A 17,643-nucleotide genomic window follows, 5' to 3' on the forward strand; every position below is an offset into this window, starting at 1 on the left:
ATCGCGCCGACGCCGGGAATTCCCCGGCGTCGGCGCGATGCGCCTCGTCCGGGCTACGAATCTTGTCAGGCAATATTCAGATATTTGTGCGTCTGCATCGACAGGCGCCAGTTGCGCGCAATGCAGGTTTCAATGCACAGGCGGGTGGCATCATCTTTCTGGCTGATTGGCTGCAACGCAATAATGCGCGGTTTTTCATCGCTCAGCGTATCCAACAGTTCATCCAGCGCTTCGATATCGCGCACGCGGCCTACCGGATGTTTGATTTCATCGGCACGTTCCAGCGCCTGTGACAGCACGTCATAGCCGCCGCGCATATTCACCTTCGGCGACACGGTGACCCAGGTACCCGGCGTGCAGCGCACTTCATGAGTACCGCTGGTTTCAATCTGGCAGCTGTAGCCGTTTTGCTCAAGCAGCGCCGTGAGCGGCGTTAAATCGTGGATGCAGGGTTCACCACCGGTAATCACCACGTGGCGCGCGGTCCACCCCTGGCGGCCAATAATTGCCAGTAGGTCATCGCTGCTCGCCGCCCCCCATTTGTCGCTCTCTTTGGTTTTTGCCAGGATACTGAACAGCGAAACTTCCCGATCGCTAAGCTTTTCCCAGGTATGCTTAGTATCACACCAGGCACAGCCTACCGGGCATCCCTGTAAACGAATAAAAATGGCGGGGACGCCAGTAAAATAACCTTCACCCTGCAGGGTCTGGAACATCTCATTAATCGGGTACTGCATCATCAACTCTTCAGTAGTGGTAAACCGTTATTATCGCATACTTCGCGCCAACTATCCCTCGCACTTATTGCGCAACCGCTTCCATACCTTTGGCCTGGATACCACGTCACTCTTTTCTGTGATGAATCAGCTTATTTTTATGAAATTAACAATTTCATTACATCAATCTTTTGCCGGGCTTCATCATTTAACATGTTGCTATGTCAATCAAATTGGTATGACACATTTGTATAGGTAATATCCTTCGCTGGCTACATATCATACCAATTATAAATTTTGACAAGGAAAATGGATGAACGCGTTTGCTGAAGCCTTGCCGGTGATCTGGGTCGCCCTGGGCGTGGTACTGCTACTTATTCTCAATATGAAATTTAAGATCAATGGCATGCTGGCTCTGTTGCTGGCGGCTATTTTTGTAGGGATCTGCGAAGGGTTGCCGCTGGAAGCGATCGGCAAGTCGATCGAGGCCGGTGTAGGAAGCACTCTGGGGCATCTGGCACTCATCATTCTGTTCGGGGCGATCCTCGGAAAATTGATGGTGGATTCCGGTGCCGCCCAGCGCGTCTCCTCAACGCTGCTTAATAGTTTTGGGCCGAAGAAAGTGCAGTGGGCCATTATGGTTATTGGGCTGATCTTCGGCCTGGCCATGTTCTACGAAGTTGCCTTCCTGATCCTTGCGCCGCTGGTTATCAGCATTGCACGTGAGGCAAAAATCCCGTTCCTGAAACTTGGCATCACCATGGTAGCAGCAGCAACCACCGCGCATAGTCTATTCCCACCGCAGCCGGGCCCAACGGCGCTGGTCGCTGCCTTCCACGCCGATATGGGGATGGTCTATATCTACGGGATTATCGTCGCGATTCCAACGGTGATTTGCTCCGGTATTCTGCTGCCAAAACTGCTGGGCAACCTTGAGCGCCCTATCCCGCAGCTGCTGGAATCACAAAAAATTTTCCGCGATGACGAAATGCCGTCGTTCGCCACCAGCCTGCTGGTACCACTGATCCCGGCGATTATCATCACCGGCGTTACCGTGATTAAGCTGTTTATTCCGGCCAATGCGGGTATCACCTCTTTCCTGAACTTTATCGGTAGCGCACAGGTCAGCATGCTGATAGCCGTTCTGGTTGCGCTCTACGCCTTTGGTACCGCGCGTGGCAAATCAATGACCGAGGTGATGAGCTCCTACTCAAAGGCTATCGAAAAAGTGGCGTTAGTGGTCTTTATCATCGGCGCAGGCGGTGCGTTCAAGCAAATCATCATGGATACCGGCGTGGGTGATTACATCGCTGATATGATGCGAACCTCTTCCGTTTCGCCGTTGATTATGGCGTGGTTTATTACCGTGCTGCTGCGTCTGGCTACCGGTGCGGGCACAGTCTCTGCCATTACCGCTGCAGGTATTGTGGGGCCAATGATTACCACTTTTAATGTTGATCCGGCGCTAATGGTGTTGGCGACCGCTTCAGGGAGCAACACGCTGACCCACGTCAATGATGCCGCCTTCTGGTTATTCAAAGAGTATTTTGGGCTGTCGATTAAAGATACTTTCAAAACCTGGGGACTTTTAGAATTAACTAACTCCGTTGTCGGTCTGTTAATTGTATTATTACTCGATTTGATTATCTAAGCCTTATTAAAAATATTTTTTATAAATAATCCGTAGTGCAGCCCACTACGGATTATTTTTCTTTCTTTTACCAGCCCATTTTTGATGTAACAAGAAATGTTTATTTTTACAGTTCAGACATAACCATTAGTTTAATATATTCATTAAAAAAACAACACGATACGCGACAATATAAAATTTATTGAATCTTTTTAAATATCAAATTGTCCAATTTAATCCGCGCTAGCCTGTAACCTTAAAATAAGCTTAAGCCCCTCCATTATTGCTCACTTCTTTATTTAAGCGCCGTTTACTTTTCCGATCCTAGAATCCGAAAACCAACCATGACGAGACAGTATTCATGAATACACTATTAATCACAGGCGTTACCGGTTTTCTGGGCGGTGCGGCACTGGAAGCAATCCTCAATAGCCACAGCGGCGTTAATTTACTGCTTTTAGTCCGTGCGGATAACGGTGAAGCCGCTGTCGCAAGGGTTAAGGAGAACTTACGTAAATTCAATATTGATGAAGAGAAGCTGGCGAAGATCACCCCACGCAATATCCTACTCGGTGACCTGGCCTCCCCGGATAGCTTTCTCAACGATGCGCGTCTGGACGGCGTAACCCACGTACTGAACTGCGCCGCCGTTGCGTCATTTGGCAGCAACCCGCTAATCTGGAAAGTGAACGTAGAAGGCACGCTGCAGTTTGCTCACCGTATGGCGAAGGTCGAGGGGTTACAGCGCTTCCTGCACGTTGGTACGGCAATGTCCTGCTCGCCTGAGCCGGATTCTCTGGTCGCTGAAAGCGCAGAGTTCCGCGAGCGCGCCGAGCATCTGGTGGAGTATACGCACTCTAAATCCACCATCGAACAGTTGATGCAGCAGCAGCTCCCGACGCTACCGCTGGTGATAGCCCGCCCTTCTATCGTTGTGGGTCACACCCATCACGGCTGCCAGCCTTCCAGCAGCATTTTCTGGGTCTTCAGCATGGGGTTAATGCTGCAAAAATTCATGTGTTCTATGGAAGACCGCATCGACGTGATCCCGGTGGATTACTGCGCCAGCGCGCTGCTTATGCTGCTGACGGCAACGGTCGCTCAGGGAGAGGTGGTGCATATTTCAGCCGGTGAAGAGAACAGCGTCCGCTTTGCCGATATCGACAACGCCATGGCTTCCGCACTGGAGCAAGCGCCGGTCGGCGATAAGTACGCCCAGGTGAGCTACGAAACGCTGGTCAAAATGCGCCGCGAGCTGAAAACCATTTTCGGCCCGTGCAACGAACGGTTGATGCTGAAGGCAATGCGCCTGTATGGGGCTTTCGCTACGCTGAACGTGCGCTTTAGCAACGACAAACTGCTGAGTATGGGGATGCCAAAACCCCCTCGCTTTACTGACTATATTGACCGCTGCGTGCAGACCACCCGCGGGCTGACCATCCCACAACAAATGGCGGTCGATTTTAAGTAAAAAAAATGCCAGCCCAAGGGCTGGCATTTTTATATCAGAGAAAGTCGGGCTTATGCCTGACCTTTGATCTCTTTACGACCGTTGTACGGCGCTTGTTCACCCAGAGCTTCTTCGATACGAATCAGCTGGTTGTACTTAGCAACGCGGTCAGAACGGCTCATAGAACCAGTTTTGATCTGGCCAGCAGCGGTACCAACAGCCAGGTCAGCGATGGTAGCGTCTTCAGTTTCGCCAGAACGGTGAGAGATGACAGCGGTGTAGCCAGCGTCTTTCGCCATTTTGATCGCAGCCAGAGTTTCGGTCAGGGAACCGATCTGGTTGAATTTGATCAGGATGGAGTTAACGATGCCTTTTTCGATGCCTTCTTTCAGGATCTTGGTGTTGGTTACGAACAGATCGTCACCAACCAGCTGGATTTTGTCGCCCAGTACTTTGGTCTGGTATGCGAAACCAGCCCAGTCAGATTCGTCCAGGCCATCTTCGATGGAGACGATTGGGTACTGTTTGGTCAGTTCTTCCAGGAAGTGAGTGAATTCTTCGGAGGTGAATGCTTTGTTGCCTTCGCCAGCCAGAACGTATTTACCGTCTTTGTAGAATTCAGAAGCTGCACAGTCCATCGCCAGAGTGATGTCTTTGCCCAGCTCGTAGCCAGCTGCTTTAACCGCTTCAGCGATAACAGCCAGAGCTTCAGCGTTGGAACCCAGGTTAGGAGCGTAGCCGCCTTCGTCACCAACTGCAGTGTTCATACCTTTAGCTTTCAGAACTTTAGCCAGGTTATGGAACACTTCGGAACCCATACGTACGGCTTCTTTCAGGGATTTCGCGCCAACTGGCTGAATCATGAATTCCTGAATGTCGACGTTGTTGTCAGCGTGCTCGCCGCCGTTGATGATGTTCATCATCGGAACTGGCATGGAGTATTTGCCTGGGGTGCCGTTCAGTTCAGCGATGTGAGCGTACAGTGGCAGACCTTTAGCAGCAGCTGCTGCTTTGGCGTTTGCCAGAGATACGGCCAGGATTGCGTTCGCGCCGAAGTTGGATTTGTTCTCAGTACCGTCCAGATCGATCATGATCTTGTCGATGCCAGCCTGATCTTTAGCATCTTTACCCAGCAGAGCCTGAGCGATTGGGCCGTTTACAGCGCCAACTGCTTTCAGTACGCCTTTACCCATGAAGCGAGATTTGTCGCCATCGCGCAGTTCCAGCGCTTCGCGGGAACCAGTAGAAGCACCTGACGGAGCTGCTGCCATACCAACGAAACCACCTTCCAGGTGAACTTCTGCTTCAACAGTCGGGTTACCACGGGAGTCGATGATTTCACGACCGATGATTTTAACGATTTTGGACATTAGGTTTTCCTCAGTACAAGTTAAACTAAAACTCCAGACAAACAACGCCCCTCGTGGGGCGTTGCCGTTCTAACTTTTCTTACTTCTGACGCTTCTGGTACTCGCTCGCGGCTTTCACGAAGCCAGCAAACAGCGGGTGCCCATCACGCGGCGTGGAAGTAAACTCCGGATGGAACTGACAAGCAACGAACCACGGGTGGTTCGGAACTTCGATGATCTCGACCAACTGATCATCCCCGGAACGGCCCGCAACGCGCAGACCAGCAGCTTCAATCGGTTTCAACAACATGTTGTTGACTTCATAGCGGTGACGGTGACGCTCAACGATAGTTGGCTCGCCGTACATCTGGCGGACCAGGCTGTCATCGCTAAGCTGGCACTGCTGTGCGCCAAGGCGCATTGTGCCGCCGAGATCGCTCTTTTCAGTACGAACTTCGACATTGCCATCTTCATCACGCCATTCGGTAATGAGCGCCACAACCGGGTACTTACAGTCTGGCACAAATTCCGTAGAGTTGGCGTTTTCCATGCCTGCAACGTTACGCGCGAATTCGATCAGCGCAACCTGCATACCCAGGCAGATGCCCAGATAAGGAATTTTGTTTTCACGCGCATAGCGTGCGGTAGCGATCTTACCTTCAACACCACGGTAGCCGAAGCCGCCAGGGATCAGGATAGCATCCAAATCTTTCAGAATTTCGACGCCGCGCGTTTCCACATCCTGCGAATCAATCAGCTTGATGTTGACGGTTACACGGTTTTTCAGGCCACCGTGTTTCAGCGCTTCAATCACCGATTTATAAGCATCTGGCAGTTCAATGTACTTGCCGACCATACCAATCGTGACTTCGCCTGCCGGGTTCGCTTCTTCGAAGATAACCTGTTCCCATTCGGCCAGGTTTGCTTCCGGGCAGTTCAAGCTGAATCGTTTACAAATATAATCGTCCAGCCCCTGAGATTTCAACAGGCCTGGAATTTTATAAATGGAATCGACGTCTTTCATTGAAATAACGGCTTTTTCTGGCACGTTACAGAACAATGCAATTTTTGCACGTTCGTTGGCCGGAACCGCACGATCGGAACGACAGATCAGAATATCTGGCTGAATACCGATAGACAGCAGCTCTTTCACGGAGTGCTGAGTCGGTTTGGTTTTGACTTCGCCCGCGGCTGCCATATATGGCACCAGAGTCAGGTGCATGAACAGCGCGTTTTCACGACCGATATCCACGGCCAGCTGACGAATCGCTTCCAGGAATGGCAGGGATTCGATATCACCGACGGTACCGCCGATTTCAACCAGCACCACATCATGACCTTCGCCACCGGCGAGGACGCGTTCTTTGATCGCGTTAGTGATGTGTGGGATAACCTGCACGGTTGCGCCCAGATAGTCGCCACGACGCTCTTTGCGCAGGACATCTGAGTAGATACGGCCGGTAGTGAAGTTATTGCGGCGAGTCATTTTGGTACGAATGAAGCGCTCATAGTGACCCAGGTCCAGGTCGGTTTCAGCGCCGTCTTCGGTAACGAACACTTCCCCGTGTTGGATCGGGCTCATGGTGCCAGGATCGACGTTAATATACGGATCCAGTTTCATCATGGTCACGTTGAGGCCACGGGCTTCAAGAATGGCTGCCAGGGATGCTGCGGCAATGCCTTTACCCAGAGAGGATACGACCCCGCCGGTCACAAAAATATAGTTCGTTGTCATGCTGGACCTGAGAAGTTAGGGTGAAACGATGGAATAACCAAGACGGGAAAGTAGTATACCCGAACATGGCGAGCGCCACAAACTTTCATTCTCGCTCCTCAATCGCCGCAGAAACAAACATGGGGAGTGAGAAAATAGCCCCTTTGGGGTAAAAGTTTTTGACGCAAATCAAGCGCTTGTCATTTAAGATTTCGCACTTTTCGCCCTTTCCCACAAAAATTCTTTAGAGATCAGATTCCTGCCGTTTTACCTGCTGCCAAACTTCTTCCATCACATCCAGATCCACACCGGTCATTTCCAGGCCACGCGCGGCGACAATCCGCTCAACTTCGCGGAAACGGCGCTCAAATTTTTCGTTCGCCTTCTGCAATGCGGTCTCTGCTTTTACCCCTAAATGGCGAGACAGGTTAACGGTGGCAAACAGCAGGTCGCCCACCTCTTCTTCCAGTTTAGCCTCGTCGACCACCGCCTGCCTCGCTTCGTCCATCACTTCGTCGATCTCTTCGTAAACTTTATCGAGCACCGGGCCAAGCGTGGTCCAGTCAAAACCAACCGCTGAGCAGCGTTTCTGGATTTTATGCGCCCGCATCAGCGCCGGGAAGGCACGTGGGATATCGTCCAGCGCGGAGTGCTGGGCTTTCTCTGCCCGTTCAGCGGTTTTGATTTTCTCCCAGCGGGTCAACACTTCCTGGCTGTTTTCAGCGCGGGCGTCGCCGAAAATGTGCGGGTGACGACGCTCCAGCTTGTCGCTGATAGCGGCACAAATATCATTGAAATCAAAGCGCCCCTCTTCTTGAGCCATCTGCGCGTAAAACACCACCTGGAACAGCAGGTCGCCCAGTTCGCCGCGCAGGTCGTCAAAGTCTTCGCGCGCAATGGCGTCGAGCACTTCGTATGTCTCTTCCAGCGTGTAAGGGGCGATGGTGCTGAACGTCTGCTCTTTATCCCACGGGCAGCCGTTTTCCGGGTCACGCAGGCGCTGCATGATGCCGAGCAGTCGGTCGATTTGAGTCATGATGATTCCTTGCAAAAAGAGAGAGTTACCCTCCCCCATTGGGAGAGGGTAAAAAGAACATTAACCGCCGTGCAGTCGACGGGCGTCGATCACGTCCGGCACCTGGTTCAGCTTGCCGAGCACACGGCCCAGCACCTGCAGGTTGTAGATTTCGATGGTCATGTCGATAGTCGCCATCTGCTGCTTGGTGTCGCTACGGCTGGCCACGCCCAGCACGTTCACCTTCTCGTTGGCGAGAATGGTGGTGATATCGCGCAGCAGGCCGCTGCGATCGTTGGCCTGAACGCGCACCACCAGCGAGTAGCCCGCCGAGTAGCTTTCGCCCCACACGGCATCAACGATGCGCTCCGGCGCGTGCGACTGCAGCTCCGCCAGCTGTTCGCAGTCCGCCCGGTGCACGGAAATCCCGCGCCCCTGGGTGATAAAGCCGACAATCTCGTCACCGGGAATAGGCTGACAGCAGCGCGCGATATGGTGCATCAGGTTACCGACACCTTCCACCACGACGCGACCGTTGTCTTTACTGCGGTTCTGCGGCGTATACGTCTTCTGCTGAAGCTGTTTCAGCGCGGCGGCGTCCTGCTCGGCGGCGCTCGGCTTATTGAACTGCGCCTGCAGGAAGTTCACCATCTGGTTGAGACGAATGTCACCGCCGCCGATGGCCGCCAACAGTTCTTCTACGTCGTTAAAGTTGTAACGCGGCAGCAGGTGCTTCTCGGCCTCCTTGAGGCTGATGCCCAGATGCTCCAGCTCGTCGTCGAGGATCTGCCGCCCCGCCAGCACGTTCTTGTCTTTGTCCTGTTTACGGAACCAGGCGTGGATTTTCGAACGTCCACGGCTGGTCGTTACGTAACCGAGGTTCGGGTTCAACCAGTCACGGCTCGGGTTTGGCTGCTTCTGGGTGATAATTTCAATCTGGTCGCCCATCTGCAACTGATAGGTGAACGGCACGATGCGCCCGCCAATCTTGGCGCCGATGCAGCGGTGACCGACGTCGCTATGAATATGGTAGGCAAAGTCCAGCGGCGTGGAGCCTGCCGGAAGGTCCACCACGTCGCCTTTTGGCGTAAACACATACACGCGGTCGTCGAAGACCTGGCTGCGCACTTCGTCGAGCATTTCGCCGGAGTCGGCCATCTCTTCCTGCCACGCAATCAGTTTACGCAGCCAGGCGATACGATCTTCGTGGCCGGAACGCGGCCCGCTCGCCGTGCCAGTGCCCTCTTTGTATTTCCAGTGCGCGGCAACGCCCAGCTCGGCGTCTTCGTGCATCTGCTTGGTACGGATCTGGATTTCAACCGTTTTTCCGCCCGGCCCTAATACCACCGTATGGATGGACTGGTAGCCGTTGGGTTTCGGGTTTGCGACGTAGTCGTCAAACTCATCTGGCAGGTGGCGATAGTGAGTGTGCACTATCCCCAGCGCGGCGTAGCAGTCCTGCAAACGTTCCGCGACGATACGCACCGCGCGCACGTCAAACAGCTCGTCAAAAGCGAGGTGCTTTTTCTGCATTTTGCGCCAGATGCTGTAGATGTGTTTCGGGCGACCGTACACTTCGGCCTTCACGCCTTCGGTCTTCATTTCGCTGCGCAGGTGGCCGACGAAATCGGAAATATAGTGCTCGCGGTCAATACGGCGCTCGTGCAGCAGCTTCGCGATGCGCTTGTATTCCGCCGGGTGCAGGTAGCGGAAGCAGTAATCTTCCAGCTCCCATTTGAGCTGACCGATCCCTAAGCGGTTAGCCAGCGGCGCGTAGATGTTGGTACATTCTTTAGCCGCCAGCACGCGTTCATCTTCCGGCGCATCCTTCACTTCGCGCAGGTGAGCAATACGTTCGGCAAGCTTGATAACCACGCAGCGGAAATCATCTACCATCGCCAGCAGCATGCGGCGGACGTTATCCACCTGCTCAGATGAGACCGCATCGGTATGGGTGGCTTTCAGTTGGCGAATAGCCGCCATGTCGCGCACGCCGTGAATCAGGGTCACAACGGATTGGCCGGCGCTTTCGCTCAGCACTTCTTCACTGACAACATTAGCGTCTACTAACGGAAACAGCAGCGCGGCTCTCAGCGTGTCGTTATCCATACTCAGCGTGGAGAGGATTTCGACCATCTCTACGCCGCGCCACAGCATCAGCTCGGCGTCATCATGTCCCACGGTCTGGCGACGACAATAATCCCAGGTCTCGGCTAAGCGTTCACACGACTGCTGGCTGGAAATTCCCAGACTTGCGATCCATTTTTGTGGGTCAAATTCACCAGCTTTATTGAGATGTGCACTTCTTACCGCAACCATTGTCCTCTCCTTTCAGGGACCGGCCTGTCGAAGTCGACAAGCCACCGTTATTACCTACGCTCAAACAGCACCATAGATTCCTGGTGCCCAGTGTGCGGGAACATATCAAGCATTGCCATACGCTGAATTTGGTACCCCGCATTCAACAACGCCTCGCTATCGCGCGCCAGCGTTGCCGGATTGCAGGAAACGTATACCACCCGCGTTGGCGCTAATTTTATAACATGCTGCATCACGCCCGGTGCGCCAGCACGGGCGGGATCGAGTAAAACCTTGTCAAAACCATGCTTAGCCCACGCCTGAAGCGTGACATCCTCTTCCAGATTCTCGTGGAAGAAGGTGACATTCTCCAGGTGGTTCAGCGCGGCATTTTCTCGCCCTTTCGCCACCAGCGCCGGGACGCCTTCAACGCCGACGACGCTTTGCGCGCGGGTGGCCAGCGGCAGGGTAAAGTTCCCCATTCCGCAGAACAGATCGAGTACACGGTCGGTTGACTGTACATCGAGCCACGACAACGCCGTTGCAACCATCTGCTGATTCACACCGTCGTTTACCTGAATAAAATCGCGTGGGCTGAAGGTTAAGCGTAGCCCGTCTGACGAATACCAGGGCTCCTCGCCGGTCACGCGTTCAAGTATCTCGCTTTCCGGCGCCAGATAAAGCGCAACGCCGGAAGAATGCGAAAAGCGTTCCAGTTTTTCTTTATCTGCATCCGAGAGTGCCGCCGTATGACGCAGTACCATCAGCGGACCGTTGTCGGCACTGACCAGTTCAACGTGTCCTAGCTGGCGCTTTCCCTTCAGACTCTCCAGACATTCCCGCACGGTGGGCAGCAACGCCTCAAGATTGGGCACCAAAACGGGGCACTGCACCACGTCAACAATATCGTTCGAATTCGCTTTGCGAAAACCCATCTGCAATTTTTGGGTTTTAGGTTGATAATTCACACTCAACCGCGCCCGGCGGCGGTATCCCCAGGGTTCGCCCGAGATAACGTCATCGACGTCGTGTTTCATTAACCGGTTCAACGCCTCGCGTTTGCTGCGCTGTTGTAGTGCAACGGCAGCCTGCTGCTGCTGGCAACCGCCGCAGACGCCGAAATGGGGGCAACGCGGGGTTTCACGCTCGGAACTGGTGGTCAGACGGCGTTTTACCTGCCCGCGCGCGTACTGTTTTTTATCTTCCGTCAGGGTCACTTCCGCGCTTTCACCTGGCAATAAGCCATTGATGAATAATGCTTTACCGTTGTGGCGCGCCACACCTTGCCCGAAGGGATCAAGACTGCTGACTGTCACGGTTATGATCTGGCGCGTCGTCACGCGCCGTTTTGCAGAGTAGAATTGCGCCATCGTAGAGATTGTTCTCAATCAAAAATATTGCCCTGATTCTCCCACAACGGACCTCCATGACCAACTACAGCCTGCGTGCAAGAATGATGATTTTGATCCTGGCGCCAACCGTACTTATCGGTTTACTGCTCAGTATCTTCTTCGTCGTACACCGCTATAACGACCTGCAGCGTCAGCTGGAAGACGCCGGTGCCAGCATTATTGAACCGCTCGCCGTCTCCAGTGAATATGGTATGAACTTGCAAAATCGCGAGTCGATCGGCCAATTGATCAGCGTGCTGCATCGTCGCCATTCCGATATTGTGCGCGCCATTTCCGTATACGATGAACACAACAAGCTGTTCGTCACCTCTAACTATCAGTTGGACCCCAGCGAGCTGCAGCTGCCGCGCGGCACGGCGTTTCCCCGAAGGCTAAGCGTCACGCGGCTTGGCGATATCATGATTCTACGTACGCCGATTATCTCCGAGCACTACTCGCCGGACGAGTCGCCGCAGTCGGATGCCAAAACGCCGATCAACATGCTGGGCTATGTGGCGCTAGAGCTGGATCTTAAATCGGTGCGGCTCCAGCAGTACAAAGAGATTTTCATCTCCAGCGTGATGATGCTGTTCTGTATCGGTATTGCGCTGATCTTCGGCTGGCGGCTGATGCAGGACGTCACGGGGCCAATTCGCAACATGGTGAATACCGTTGACCGCATCCGACGAGGGCAACTCGATAGCCGCGTTGAAGGCTTTATGCTCGGCGAGCTGGATATGTTGAAAAACGGCATCAACTCGATGGCCATGTCGCTGGCCGCCTATCATGAGGAGATGCAGCATAACGTCGACCAGGCCACCTCGGATCTGCGGGAAACGCTTGAGCAAATGGAGATCCAGAACGTGGAGCTGGATCTGGCGAAAAAGCGCGCGCAGGAAGCCGCGCGCATCAAGTCCGAGTTCCTTGCCAACATGTCGCACGAGCTGCGTACGCCGCTTAACGGGGTGATCGGCTTTACCCGCCTGACGCTCAAAACCGAGCTAAACCCAACCCAGCGCGACCACCTCAACACCATCGAGCGTTCGGCCAACAACCTGCTGGCGATCATCAACGACGTGCTCGACTTCTCGAAGCTGGAAGCCGGTAAGCTGCTGCTGGAAAGTATTCCCTTCCCGCTGCGGAACTCTCTTGATGAAGTGGTCACCCTGCTGGCGCACTCGGCCCACGATAAAGGGCTGGAGCTGACGCTCAATATTAAGAACGACGTGCCGGATAACGTCATCGGCGACCCGCTGCGTCTGCAACAGGTGATCACCAACCTGGTGGGTAACGCCATCAAGTTTACCGAAAACGGTAACATTGATGTGCTGGTTGAGCAGCGCGCCGTCAGCAATAACAAGGTGCAGATTGAAGTGCAGATCCGCGATACCGGGATTGGTATTCCAGAGCGCGATCAGTCTCGTCTGTTCCAGGCCTTCCGTCAGGCGGATGCCAGTATCTCCCGACGCCACGGCGGCACCGGGCTGGGGCTGGTTATCACCCAGAAACTGGTGCGCGAGATGGGCGGTGATATCTCCTTCCACAGCCAGCCAAACCGCGGTTCGACCTTCTGGTTTAACATCAACCTCGATCTGAACCCGAACGTCATCTCCGATGGCCCGGATACCAGCAGCCTGAAGGGCAAACGCATTGCCTACGTGGAGGCTAACGCCGCCGCGGCGCAGGCCACGCTGGATATGCTCGCCTCTACGCCGCTAGAGGTGGTCTACGCCGTCAGCATCGCTGCGCTCCCGGCAGAGTTTTACGACATTCTGCTGGTTGCCGTGCCGGTCTCCGTTCGTGACCTGACTATTCACCGCGAGAAGCTGAGCATGGCGCTGAATATGACCGATCACCTGGTGCTGGCGCTGCCGTGCCACGCGCAGGTTGATGCTGAAGCGCTGAAGAAGGACGGGGCATCAGCCTGTCTGTTGAAACCGCTGACCATTACCCGGCTGATGCCGGTGCTGCTGGAGTTTAGCCTCAGCACATCTTCTCAGATTGCCGTTCCGCATACCGAACATCGCCTGCCGATGACGGTCATGGCGGTGGACGATAACCCGGCCAACCTGAAGTTGATTGGCGCACTGTTAGACGATCAGGTGCAGCACGTGGAGCTTTGCGAAAGCGGCCACCAGGCCGTTGAGTGCGCCAAACAGATGAAGTTCGATCTGATTCTGATGGATATTCAGATGCCGGACATCGACGGCATTCGCGCCTGCGAACTGATTCGCCAGCTTCCGCACCAGCAGCAAACGCCGGTGATTGCCGTCACCGCTCACGCCCTTGCCGGGCAGCGCGAGAAGCTGCTGACCGCCGGTATGAACGACTATCTGGCGAAGCCGATTGAAGAGAACCGGCTGCACGATTTACTGCTGCGCTATAAGCCCGGCGTGAATGTGGTGCCTCGCCCGATGCACACCGACCCGATTGAACCACCGGTCGACCTCAACGCGACGCTGGACTGGCAGCTAGCGCTGCGCCAGGCTGCCTATAAGCCTGACCTGGCGCGCGAGATGTTGCAGATGCTGATCGCCTTCCTGCCGGAAGTGCGTAACAAAGTGGAAGAGCAGCTCGTGGGCGAGCAGCCGGAAAATCTGGTTGATGCCATTCATAAACTGCACGGTAGCTGCGGCTACAGCGGCGTTCCGCGTCTCAAGCATTTGTGTCATCTGATTGAGAGCCAGCTGCGTAGCGGCACGGCGGCGGAAGAGCTGGAGCCGGAACTGCTGGAGCTGTTAGATGAGATGGACAATGTGACTCGGGAAACCCGGAAGATATTGGGATAGGTGCCGATCCCGGCGGCGCTTCGCTTGGCCGGGCTACATTTGATTGGTAGCCCGGGCGAGCGCAAGCGACCCCGGGGAAACCTACAGCGCCTGCCCTAGCTTAATGACCGCCGCAATATTCCGCGCTGCCATTCTCACATTCTCACCCGCCTCCGACAGTGCCTCCTCCAGCGTGCAAATGCGATACATCACACTGAACACCGCATCAATCCCATGCTGATGCACCACACCGACGTCCGGCGTCAGGCTGCCAGCAATGCCAATCACCGGGATACCGTAGCGCTTAGCCACCTTCGCCACGCCCACCGGCACTTTGCCGTGAATAGTCTGGCTATCCATCCGCCCTTCACCGGTAATCACCAGACTGGCATCCGCCACCAGCGCATCAAGATGCAGCGCCTCGGTGACAATCTCAATGCCGGGCCGCAGCGTTGCGCCGCAAAATGCGTACAACGCCGCCCCCATTCCACCCGCCGCGCCACCGCCCTCAAGCGTCAATACATCGCGGCCTAAATCCCGCTGAATACACGCCGCATAGTGCGCCAGCGCCCGATCCAGGAACGCGACCATCTCCGGCGTCGCCCCTTTTTGCGGCCCAAACACCGCTGATGCCCCTTCTGCGCCGGTCAATGGGTTCGTGACATCGCAGGCAACATCAATCTGACAGCCCGACAGCCGGCTATCCAGCCCGCTGATATCAATACCTGCCAGCGCCTCCAGCCCGGCGCCTCCCGGAGGAATCGGCTGTCCGTCCGCTGCCAACAGCGTTGCCCCCAGCGCCTGCACCATCCCCGCGCCGCCGTCATTAGTGGCACTGCCACCAAGGCCAATAATAATCCGGCTCACGGCATGGTCCAGCGCGTGGCGAATGAGCTCTCCCGTTCCCCAGGAGGTGGTTTTTAGCGGATTACGCTTTGCGATAGGCACGCTTTCCAGCCCGCTTGCCGCAGCCATTTCAATAAACGCACATTGCCCATCGCCGGAAATACCGAAGAAGCCTGGCACGGGAGAACCCAACGGGCCGGTCACCTCAACCTCAAGCACTCGCCCCTGCGTTGCCGCCACCATCGCTTCTACCGTCCCCTCACCACCGTCGGCAACGGGCAGCTTGCAGTATTCAGCATCGGGAAACACTTCGCGAAAGCCATCCTCTATCGCACAGGCAACATCGAGCGCACTCAGGCTTTCTTTGTAGGAGTCAGGGGCAATCACAATCTTCATGGGCTGTCCTTATGCGAATTTGTGGCTGGGTTCTGCATACTCCAGCAGAGTCGGCGGTAAGCTTAGCGCACCATGCACGGGCGTTTGTTATCAAATGTCCAGTTTGCGATCAGGTACTGCATTCCCATTGCATCATCACGCGCGCCAAGACCATGCTTTTTGTACAGCGCGTTAGCCTTCATCACCTGGTCCATATCCAGCTCAACGCCCAGACCCGGTTTGTTCGGTACCTGCACCATACCGCCTTTGATTTCAAACGGTTCTTTGGTCAGGCGCTGATTACCTTCCTGCCAGATCCAGTGGGTGTCAATCGCCGTAATTTTCCCCGGTGCGGCGGCCGCCACGTGGGTGAACATCGCCAGCGAAATATCAAAGTGGTTATTGGAGTGCGATCCCCAGGTCAAGCCGAACTCATGGCACATCTGCGCTACGCGCACCGAGCCCTGCATGGTCCAGAAATGCGGGTCCGCCAGCGGAATATCCACCGATTGCAACGCCAGCGTATGGCCCATCTGACGCCAGTCGGTGGCAATCATGTTGGTCGCCGTCGGCAGCCCCGTCGCACGGCGGAATTCGGCCATTATTTCGCGCCCGGAGAAGCCCTGCTCCGCCCCGCACGGATCTTCGGCGTAGGCGAGCGTTCCCTTAAGGTATTTGCCAATCTTAATCGCTTCGTCCAGCGACCATGCCCCGTTCGGGTCTAGCGTCACGCGCGCCTGCGGGAAACGTTTTGCCAGCGCGACAATAGACTCCGCTTCCTCTTCGCCTGCCAGCACGCCGCCTTTCAGCTTAAAGTCGTTGAAGCCGTACTTTTCATACGCCGCTTCCGCCAGACACACCACCGCATCCGGAGTCATCGCTTCGTCATGGCGTAGCCGATACCAGTCACATTTCTCGTCCGGCTGGCTTTGATATGGCAGCGGAGTTGCGTGGCGGTTCCCGATAAAGAACAGGTAGCCCAACATTTCGACTTCACTACGCTGCTGCCCTTCCCCCAGCAGCGATGCCACGTTCACGCCCAAATATTGGCCTAACAGATCCAGCATCGCCGCTTCGATACCGGTCACCACGTGAATAGTGGTGCGCAGATCGAAAGTTTGCAGGCCACGACCGGTCGCATCACGGTCGGCGAAGGTGTTGCGCACGGCGTTCAGTACATTTTTGTACTCGCCCAACGTTTTCCCCACCACCAGCGGAATGGCGTCTTCAAGCGTCAGGCGGATCTTCTCACCGCCGGGGATCTCTCCTACGCCCGTATGACCCGCGTTATCTTTGATAACCACAATATTGCGAGTAAAGAACGGCGCATGAGCGCCGCTCAGGTTCATTAGCATACTGTCGTGCCCGGCAACCGGGATAACCTGCATAGACGTCACTACGGGCGTGGAAGCGTGAATCGACATGGTTCAATCCTTGTTAACAATAGCGATAGCGAGAATGGCGCATAGCATTGTGCCTCTCGCTATCCATAAGATGGGATGACTTAACGCAGTATAGGAAGCGGCGAGCGGCAGCTCATCGTGCATATGCACAATTTTATTGGGGGATATTATGAGATGATATGGCTAATGTACAAATAGCAGCCGGTACGACAATATCGTACCGGTGCCTGAAGCAAAGCGTTTATTTCAGCAGCGTTGCCCACTGCTCCACCCACGGATTGGAGATGCTCTCCGGCTCGGGGTCTTCAGACGCATCAATCATCAGCATGTCGCCGATGCGCTGTGCGCCCTGCTCCTGCAACAGTGCGTCAAACCGCTTACCGCCGCCGCAGAAATTAGCGTAGGTACTATCACCCAGCGCAATAATGCCGTAGCGCAGGTGGGGCTGATACATATCCTGCAGATCGTTAAACAGCGGCACGATGCTATCAGGCAAATCGCCCTGACCGGTGGTGGACGTCACCACCAGCACATACTTCCCGGTATAGCTTTCCCAATCGGAGACCATCGGGTCTTCAAACACCTTCGCCTGATGGCCAAGACCGCTCAGAATGGTTTCCGCTTCCTCGGCCACCAACAGCGAATTGCCGTACATGGTGCCGACAAAAATCCCTACTTCAGCCATGAT

The 17,643-nt window shown here is 55.0% G+C and carries 12 protein-coding genes; 3 read left to right on the forward strand and 9 right to left on the reverse strand.

Annotated elements, in window-relative coordinates; genetic code table 11:
* Window positions 1–65: 65 nt before the first annotated feature.
* A complete protein-coding gene (gene queE / locus FHC49_RS12745; RefSeq protein WP_220439979.1) occupies window positions 66–737 on the reverse strand; it encodes a 7-carboxy-7-deazaguanine synthase QueE in 672 nt (223 codons plus the stop codon).
* A gap of 292 nt (window positions 738–1,029) precedes the next feature.
* Between queE and FHC49_RS12750 the strand changes: the two genes are divergently transcribed.
* Window positions 1,030–2,367: a gluconate:H+ symporter gene (locus FHC49_RS12750; protein ID WP_220439939.1), complete on the forward strand. Its 1,338-nt coding sequence runs from the start codon at window positions 1,030–1,032 to the stop codon at window positions 2,365–2,367.
* A 340-nt stretch (window positions 2,368–2,707) separates the two neighbouring features.
* The gene (locus tag FHC49_RS12755; protein WP_220439940.1) at window positions 2,708–3,817 is read left to right on the forward strand and encodes an SDR family oxidoreductase; all 1,110 of its coding nucleotides are present in this window, start codon (window positions 2,708–2,710) and stop codon (window positions 3,815–3,817) included.
* Window positions 3,818–3,867: 50 nt separating this feature from the next.
* Here the strand turns inward: FHC49_RS12755 and eno are convergent, their stop codons facing one another.
* From eno to rlmD, 5 genes are all read right to left on the reverse strand, one after another.
* Entirely contained in the window at window positions 3,868–5,166 is a 1,299-nt protein-coding gene (gene eno, locus FHC49_RS12760; protein WP_035892853.1) for a phosphopyruvate hydratase, read from the reverse strand.
* 79 nt (window positions 5,167–5,245) lie between these two features.
* A complete protein-coding gene (gene pyrG, locus FHC49_RS12765; protein ID WP_035892851.1) occupies window positions 5,246–6,880 on the reverse strand; it encodes a glutamine hydrolyzing CTP synthase in 1,635 nt (544 codons plus the stop codon).
* 223 nt (window positions 6,881–7,103) lie between these two features.
* A complete protein-coding gene (gene mazG / locus FHC49_RS12770) occupies window positions 7,104–7,895 on the reverse strand; it encodes a nucleoside triphosphate pyrophosphohydrolase (protein ID WP_185668000.1) in 792 nt (263 codons plus the stop codon).
* A gap of 60 nt (window positions 7,896–7,955) precedes the next feature.
* Window positions 7,956–10,193 carry a GTP diphosphokinase gene (gene relA, locus FHC49_RS12775; protein ID WP_185667999.1) on the reverse strand — a complete coding sequence of 746 codons (2,238 nt, stop codon included), beginning with the start codon at window positions 10,191–10,193 and terminating at the stop codon, window positions 7,956–7,958.
* Between the two features lie 50 nt (window positions 10,194–10,243).
* Window positions 10,244–11,542 (reverse strand): 23S rRNA (uracil(1939)-C(5))-methyltransferase RlmD, encoded by a 1,299-nt coding sequence (gene rlmD, locus FHC49_RS12780; protein ID WP_220439941.1) that lies wholly within the window; start codon window positions 11,540–11,542, stop codon window positions 10,244–10,246.
* 56 nt (window positions 11,543–11,598) lie between these two features.
* Here rlmD and barA point away from each other — a divergent pair, with 56 nt between their 5' ends.
* Window positions 11,599–14,352: a two-component sensor histidine kinase BarA gene (barA, locus tag FHC49_RS12785; RefSeq protein ID WP_185667997.1), complete on the forward strand. Its 2,754-nt coding sequence runs from the start codon at window positions 11,599–11,601 to the stop codon at window positions 14,350–14,352.
* A gap of 81 nt (window positions 14,353–14,433) precedes the next feature.
* Here barA and FHC49_RS12790 read toward each other — a convergent pair whose 3' ends face one another.
* The 3 genes from FHC49_RS12790 to FHC49_RS12800 form a co-directional block, all read right to left on the reverse strand.
* A complete protein-coding gene (locus FHC49_RS12790) occupies window positions 14,434–15,573 on the reverse strand; it encodes a glycerate kinase (RefSeq protein WP_185667996.1) in 1,140 nt (379 codons plus the stop codon).
* 62 nt (window positions 15,574–15,635) lie between these two features.
* A complete protein-coding gene (gudD, locus tag FHC49_RS12795; RefSeq protein ID WP_220439942.1) occupies window positions 15,636–16,976 on the reverse strand; it encodes a glucarate dehydratase in 1,341 nt (446 codons plus the stop codon).
* Between the two features lie 220 nt (window positions 16,977–17,196).
* Window positions 17,197–17,640: a flavodoxin gene (locus FHC49_RS12800; RefSeq protein ID WP_185667994.1), complete on the reverse strand. Its 444-nt coding sequence runs from the start codon at window positions 17,638–17,640 to the stop codon at window positions 17,197–17,199.
* Window positions 17,641–17,643 lie beyond the last annotated feature (3 nt).

The organism is Kluyvera sp. EC_51 (genome assembly GCF_019584505.1).
GTDB lineage: Bacteria > Pseudomonadota > Gammaproteobacteria > Enterobacterales > Enterobacteriaceae > Kluyvera > Kluyvera sichuanensis.

Coding starts and splice junctions, on each gene's coding strand:
- queE (WP_220439979.1), bottom strand. CDS start 737: ATGCAGTACCCGATTAATGAGATGTTCCAGACCCTGCAGGGTGAAGGT.
- FHC49_RS12750 (WP_220439939.1), top strand. CDS start 1,030: ATGAACGCGTTTGCTGAAGCCTTGCCGGTGATCTGGGTCGCCCTGGGC.
- FHC49_RS12755 (WP_220439940.1), top strand. CDS start 2,708: ATGAATACACTATTAATCACAGGCGTTACCGGTTTTCTGGGCGGTGCG.
- eno (WP_035892853.1), bottom strand. CDS start 5,166: ATGTCCAAAATCGTTAAAATCATCGGTCGTGAAATCATCGACTCCCGT.
- pyrG (WP_035892851.1), bottom strand. CDS start 6,880: ATGACAACGAACTATATTTTTGTGACCGGCGGGGTCGTATCCTCTCTG.
- mazG (WP_185668000.1), bottom strand. CDS start 7,895: ATGACTCAAATCGACCGACTGCTCGGCATCATGCAGCGCCTGCGTGAC.
- relA (WP_185667999.1), bottom strand. CDS start 10,193: ATGGTTGCGGTAAGAAGTGCACATCTCAATAAAGCTGGTGAATTTGAC.
- rlmD (WP_220439941.1), bottom strand. CDS start 11,542: ATGGCGCAATTCTACTCTGCAAAACGGCGCGTGACGACGCGCCAGATC.
- barA (WP_185667997.1), top strand. CDS start 11,599: ATGACCAACTACAGCCTGCGTGCAAGAATGATGATTTTGATCCTGGCG.
- FHC49_RS12790 (WP_185667996.1), bottom strand. CDS start 15,573: ATGAAGATTGTGATTGCCCCTGACTCCTACAAAGAAAGCCTGAGTGCG.
- gudD (WP_220439942.1), bottom strand. CDS start 16,976: ATGTCGATTCACGCTTCCACGCCCGTAGTGACGTCTATGCAGGTTATC.
- FHC49_RS12800 (WP_185667994.1), bottom strand. CDS start 17,640: ATGGCTGAAGTAGGGATTTTTGTCGGCACCATGTACGGCAATTCGCTG.